Genomic DNA, 6,201 nt, shown 5'->3' with positions numbered 1-6,201 from the left:
AAGCAAGAAAATTGCTTCGTTCGACTTGCATGTGTTAAGCACGCCGCCAGCGTTCATCCTGAGCCAGGATCAAACTCTCAAATTTAGTTTTGATCTTTCGTTCAGAATCAACTAACCAAACTGGCTATTTGTTTCCGTTTTAAAGTAAGTTTCCTTACTTTGTTACTGTGTACTAAAAGTACATATATTTTTTGAAAATCTTTTGCATCACTTTGTGATACGTTTAGAATTTTCAGGGTTGTTTCACTGTTTAGTTTTCAATGTTCTGGTGCTGTACAAGCTCTGTGGCGTGTCAGCAAAATTGATTATAGCACTATACAAAGACTATGTCAACAACTTTTTGCATCTTTTTTTATTTTTTTAATAATTCTAATTATTTGATCTATTTAAACGATACTTCATATAGCCATTTTATCAGCAAATATGTAGTTGTGAAGCTCTTTATAATCGGCTAGTATATTAACAAAAGCGAAGAGGATACGCATTCCCCTTCGCCTTTTGAACATATTATGTTTCAAATGAATTTACACTCATAACTTTACAACTAGAATAACACCTTCGCCATATTTGTTATATATTTCAACAACAGATTATTGTTATATAGAGCACTTAAAAACTCACTTTCTTTAATCAATTCAAATAATTTCTGTGCATACTCTGTACTACTAAACGCTGTCAAAACGATACACAGCATCCAGACTATTAATAATCCTTCAAAGAGTCCTACTAATAATCCTGCCGTCTTATTCAATCCATTAATGATTGGAAGCTTACTAATTATATTCAATGCGGCACATATTATAAACAATAAAATTGTTACGACTATATATGTGATAATAAATCCAATCGCATTTATTGCAAGCATTGTTATGTATCCATTCACATATTCTTTAAATGTATCTACCTGCAACGCTTTGTATACTTCAGAATTGTTTTTGTTTTCAAGCAAATTCTTCTTAATAGACTCTGGTAATGATAAACCATTAATAGCTTCCGTTTGCTCCGCTACTGTTGCTTTCTTCTTATCCTCTACTTTTAAATTAACAACATCATCAACTCGCTCATAGATATAATTATAGAACTTCTCATTCGCTCGTAACGTTTTACTTATGTATGGACTTACAGCAGATGATACAACAATTGCAATCACGATTGAGAATATAGAAAATATTGTTTTTATAAAACCTACTTTCCTTCCCTTTAATGCAAAAACTACTAATACAGCCGCCACTGCAATTACTAACCAATTCACTTTTTCTTTTCCTCCACTAGCTTGATATGATCGATGCTCTGATCATTAATCAATATATACTCATCTTTGTCATTACATGGCATTATACTTAATATCGGTGTCTCAAGTGAATAATTAAATTTCAACTGACCGTCTATTTTCATAATTCGAATCTCTGTTTCTGTATTAAATATAATGTCTTCACCAGACATTTGAACAGTAGTATAATCAAATGTAATGTCCTTTTTAAGAATGCACTTTCCCTTTAAGTTGTATAACAATAACTGTTTTACATCTTCACTTCCGCTGCTTCTAATAATAAATCCAAAATATTTGTCGGTGTAGAACATGCTATCCATCTCTTCATCAAATGTCTTTGTAAGGGTTTCATATGGTATCTCAAGCATTTCATATAGTTTAAATCCCTTATCCGAACAAAGTAAAACCGCATTTTTATTCAAAAACACCACATCATGCACTACTGATTGCTGGTCTTTAACTCCTCCTACAAAATGTTCCTCAAAATTATCACCTACATTAGTATAATTGTAAAATGCTATATCCGACTCTAATACACCATTTTCAATTCTAACGTACGAACATACCATTTTTCTCGCATCCGTTGCTATTCCTATATCAACAGGATATCCATTCGTTTGAACAAACGTTTTCTTATCCACTAGATTTTTACCTGTATTGGAATCGTAATATTGTATATGATTATAGTCTTCGCCTTCCAATGTTACACAAATAACACCTTGGTGCGAAACACTCACATCTATAATTGGCAATGTCGTTGTTAATTGATATGCTGTTCCCTTGCTATTATATGTATATGCCTGCTTTCCACCAATGTCTGCTACTGCTACATATTTCTCACAGACAACAACTTTTGGATTCTTAATATCATAAGAAGCATTCCATAACGATTTCCCGTTTGCTGATAACGCGGATATACCATCACGACTGTATTTGATAAGCTTGTGATCATAGCTTATATATTGCACTGTATTGCTATCTTCTCTTTCTTTTGAGTTTACGATCTCAAAACTATTATAATTCTTTACAAGAAGCTTATTAACAAAATAAAAACCGAATGCCAATACAGCTATACATACAAGCACAATAATGATTGCTCGCCGTTGTTTATAGCGCTTCATCTTATATTCAAAAACAGAAGCATCTTCTAATTTTTTTTTCTTCACTCTTATCCCCATGCATATCACAACTAAATCGTAATATTGCCTTTATCTATACGTTGAGGGAACGGCATAGCATGGCTCCTTTCTTAAGTTTAAAAGCTCCTTCAACACTTATGCATTATACCTTATTTTGGTTTTATACGCAATACAGGGATTGTGGGCGTAATCTACTTATATTCTGGTATTGTTAGTTCTTGTCCTTCATATATTAAATCTTGATTTTCAATATCATTTGCTTTCTTAATTAAATCAACACCTTTAATTGTTCCATACATCTTCGTACTAATAGAAACTAAGGTGTCTCCTTTATGTACGGTGTACTTTTGAGTTTTCGCCATTGTCTGTTTACTTGACTTATCTGTTTTCTTTGAGTTATTCTCTTTTGTTTCCGTATTTTCTTTTGTTTCCGTATTTTCTTTATTACTTTCTTTTGATTTATCCTTACTTGAATCCTCTTCCTTTGAAGAATTTTCTTTCTTAGAAGAGTCACTATCTTCATTTGATTTATCAGTTTCATCTTCATTTTGTTCTATGTTCGTTTCTGTGTTTTCTGTTTTTATTGCTTCATTTTCATCAATCATAGCTTGTACATCTTCATTGTTTATACTAGCATTTTGCGAATCTGTATTTACTACATTACTTCCCTCCTCTATTGTAGAAGGGACTGTTTCCACTTGTGTTACTTCTGTTCCTATATTCTCCTCACTTACAGTATTCGAAACAGCATTCGATAACACTTCTATAATATCGTCTGGCTCTTTTACTTTATCATAGTTACTTACCATCGTTGCACCAATTACAAGCACAACAACCGCCAGCAAGGAACTTGCTGTATATACTAAGGGCATCATATTTTTTTGTTTATTCGCTTCGTTTTTTGCTTCAAATACCCTTCTAATTTTCTGTGTTGCAACATCTACATATCCATCATCGGTACTAACATGATCTTTGTTCTCTACCATATAGTTCTGCATCTCTTCATTTCGATCATAGTAGATATAGTAACCACTTTGCTTCTTTAGCTTACCTTTATCATAAAAATAAAATGCTTCTTCCTTCTCTATAGAATCATATACAAGCAATGTCTTATCTTGCCCAGAGAAATTATCAAGATGCATCTTCGTAATATGCTCGTCTACATTAAATTGCCCCTCTTTTTTTGTTATGTACCAACCAACTATCTCTACATTTGTAAAATATTTTTTTATACACTCATAAATCTCTGACCATACTTCATTTGAAAACATTGTTCCGTTTTCATCAGCCGTCTCAATAATTTCTACCGCTCCATTAATAAATATATGTCTACACCCCTCCGACTTTATATATTGTCCTAGTAATACTGCCTTTCTTTCGCCAAATGTTGTTTTTTCCGCCAATTGTTTAATATAAGTCATTACATAATCTTCTGCATATATTTTCTTTGCTAAATCAACTTGTCCTACCTGTCGTATATTTTTTGGCATCTTAAATGCCGAACTTTCTTTTGAGTCCATTTCCTCATTACTATATATGCTCTGTATCATACCGAACTTCCTTTCCTATTCCATAACCTACCAAGCTATTTTCTTATTTATATTTATATATCAAGACTCCAATACGTCTTGTTTTTGGTAAATTATTACTGTTTTACGGTATGTTAGCATATTATTCAAGATATTTTTGTCAAATTACTAACTGCTTCGTCCATAACTTTTTTCTATGTAATTACAAATAAGTTTTCTTTTCATGACTTTCTTACTAAATCTATGAGAGATTGTATAGAGAAGAGATTTTTTTTGTAATTTTTTGCGTTCAAAAGTTTGTCTATTTTTTCTGTCAACTGGCAATACTTTCATTATTATAAAATGTATATGGTGGTGAAATATTATTGTTAGCGCAACAAAAAAATAAAAGAAAAGTTTATTATTTCAATACGGCTGATGGATATTGTGCCTATCAGTTTAGCCAAACACTTGGCGAATTAATTTATTCTTTAGATAAAACTAGCGAAGAGATTGTATTTCTATGTATTGGTTCTGACCGTGCAACGGGTGATTCACTTGGCCCAATTATCGGCTACAAATTATCCGAACTAAAATATAGAAACTATACAATCTATGGAACTCTTGACGAACCTGTTCATGCTAAGAATCTGCAACAAACTATTTTAAAAATCAAATCCATGCACAAGAACTCTATTATTATTGCCATTGATGCTTCATTAGGTAATAGTAATCATGTAGGTTTCATTACATTAGGAGAAGGCCCTTTGAAACCTGGTGCTGGTGTTTCAAAAGACCTTCCTGCTGTTGGTGATTTATTCATTACTGGTATCGTCAACCTCTCTGGCTTACTCGATAATATGTTGCTTCAAACAACACGACTTAATGTTGTTATGAAGTTGGCAGATTGTATCTGCTTAGGTATTCGCTTCTGCAGTCCTTTACGCACAAACTAGATTTGTATCTTTAAGAACTCAGACAGAATTTTTTTTGTTTGAGTTCTAATTATTTAACACTTGTTCTTGATACAGTTTCAGTGCTTCTGATATAAGCATTCCTTCTTTCGACTCCATAATCCTGATTAGCTTTTCTAATTTATCTAAATTCATAAATTCTTTGCCGAGGTAAGTCTCATAGGTACTTGCTAACTGCATCTCTAACTCTTTCACCTTACTCGAATATTCCTTGCTTAGTTCATGCACTTCCTCATGTTTCTGTTGAAGATTTAATAATTCGGGCTTATTCTTTTCACGAATTTCATTTGCAATAATTGCTTTTGATGTGTTTTCAAACTCTGCGATAGCCTCTTTCTTCTTATTCGTAATTATTTCTATCGTTTCTTCTAAGTCTGTGATCTCTTTGTTGTATTTCTCAAGTCCATAATTACTCTCGTCTTTATCTCTTTTTACCGACCTTTTAATTTTATTCATACTCTTTCTATTTGCCAATATCTTAGTACGAATCTCTTTCACTTTCTTAAATGTTTCATGGTATTTGTTTTTTAGCTTCGCATTTAACGCTAAATAAATCGCTCCAAAGATAAGTATTACGCCAAAATAAATACATCCCATAACAATTGGCTTGTCCACTTTTACGATACAATGAAATATAATATTCGGTACTAATACAAACAGTACTAGAATACAAATCAAATCAATTCCTATATCCACCCAACCTTTTGGATAATACAGCGCATGGATTAATCTTGTATTCAGTATTCTAGGAACTCTGTTATTCTTTCCCACCATACTAATATCATCTTTTAGCTGTGCATTTTCACTTCGCAAATCTGCCGTTTCTTCTTGAATTCGCTCTGAAACCTTTTTATTCTTTTTCTTCTCTCGCTTTGTCTTTACTTTTTTAATGTCTGCTTTCGTATTGTCTAATTGCGAATCAAATGTTGCACTTACTTCTGCTTTACGTTTTTTTATAACGTTATCCACCTCGTCCTCAATCGTTCGCTCTTTTGCCACAATTATTCTCTCTAGATCTTCATCCTCAACTACTAATTGTTTGACATTCTCTCTATATATTTTTAAATCATTAAGATGACTTTGCAAATCAACAAGTTTATCTATACCAGATGATAACAGATTTATATTATCGTATGACCACCTTACATCTTGTATCTGTAGCTTTTGCTCCTGTAATTTCTCAACTATTGTTTCTTCTACATCGCTACCTTCCTTTGATGTTTTTTCTTCTAGTTGGTTGTCCTCCATTTTTACGTCGCCTCCTTACTTCCTATTGTCTAGTTTAATTATAATCGTCTATAATATTGTTT

At 32.4% G+C, this 6,201-nt stretch carries 5 protein-coding genes and 1 rRNA gene; 1 reads left to right on the top strand and 5 read right to left on the bottom strand.

Annotated features, from left to right (window positions below):
* From RMR19_RS04155 to RMR19_RS04140, 4 genes are all read right to left on the bottom strand, one after another.
* Window positions 1-85 (bottom strand): 16S ribosomal RNA (locus RMR19_RS04155); the annotation flags it as partial.
* Window positions 86-544: 459 nt separating this feature from the next.
* Window positions 545-1,252, bottom strand: a complete 708-nt coding sequence (locus RMR19_RS04150) for a CvpA family protein (protein ID WP_310602234.1) — start codon at window positions 1,250-1,252, stop codon at window positions 545-547.
* The gene (locus tag RMR19_RS04145; protein WP_310602233.1) at window positions 1,249-2,436 is read right to left on the bottom strand and encodes a DUF5711 family protein; all 1,188 of its coding nucleotides are present in this window, start codon (window positions 2,434-2,436) and stop codon (window positions 1,249-1,251) included. The genes RMR19_RS04150 and RMR19_RS04145 overlap by 4 nt, the downstream gene beginning before the upstream one ends.
* Before the next feature lie 164 nt (window positions 2,437-2,600).
* Complete coding sequence (locus tag RMR19_RS04140) at window positions 2,601-3,959, bottom strand: LysM peptidoglycan-binding domain-containing protein (protein ID WP_310602232.1); 1,359 nt, start codon at window positions 3,957-3,959, stop codon at window positions 2,601-2,603.
* 344 nt (window positions 3,960-4,303) lie between these two features.
* On the opposite strand from RMR19_RS04140, the gene yyaC reads away from it, so the two are divergent.
* Complete coding sequence (gene yyaC / locus RMR19_RS04135) at window positions 4,304-4,873, top strand: spore protease YyaC (RefSeq protein WP_310602231.1); 570 nt, start codon at window positions 4,304-4,306, stop codon at window positions 4,871-4,873.
* Window positions 4,874-4,918: 45 nt separating this feature from the next.
* Here the strand turns inward: yyaC and RMR19_RS04130 are convergent, their stop codons facing one another.
* The gene (locus RMR19_RS04130; protein WP_310602230.1) at window positions 4,919-6,139 is read right to left on the bottom strand and encodes a hypothetical protein; all 1,221 of its coding nucleotides are present in this window, start codon (window positions 6,137-6,139) and stop codon (window positions 4,919-4,921) included.
* Between the last annotated feature and the right edge of the window lie 62 nt (window positions 6,140-6,201).

It is taken from the genome of Anaerosporobacter sp. (genome assembly GCF_031551385.1).
GTDB lineage: Bacteria > Bacillota > Clostridia > Lachnospirales > Lachnospiraceae > Anaerosporobacter.
The sequence above is the reverse complement of the archived record's forward strand: the minus strand, read 5'-3'. Positions and strand labels throughout refer to the sequence as shown.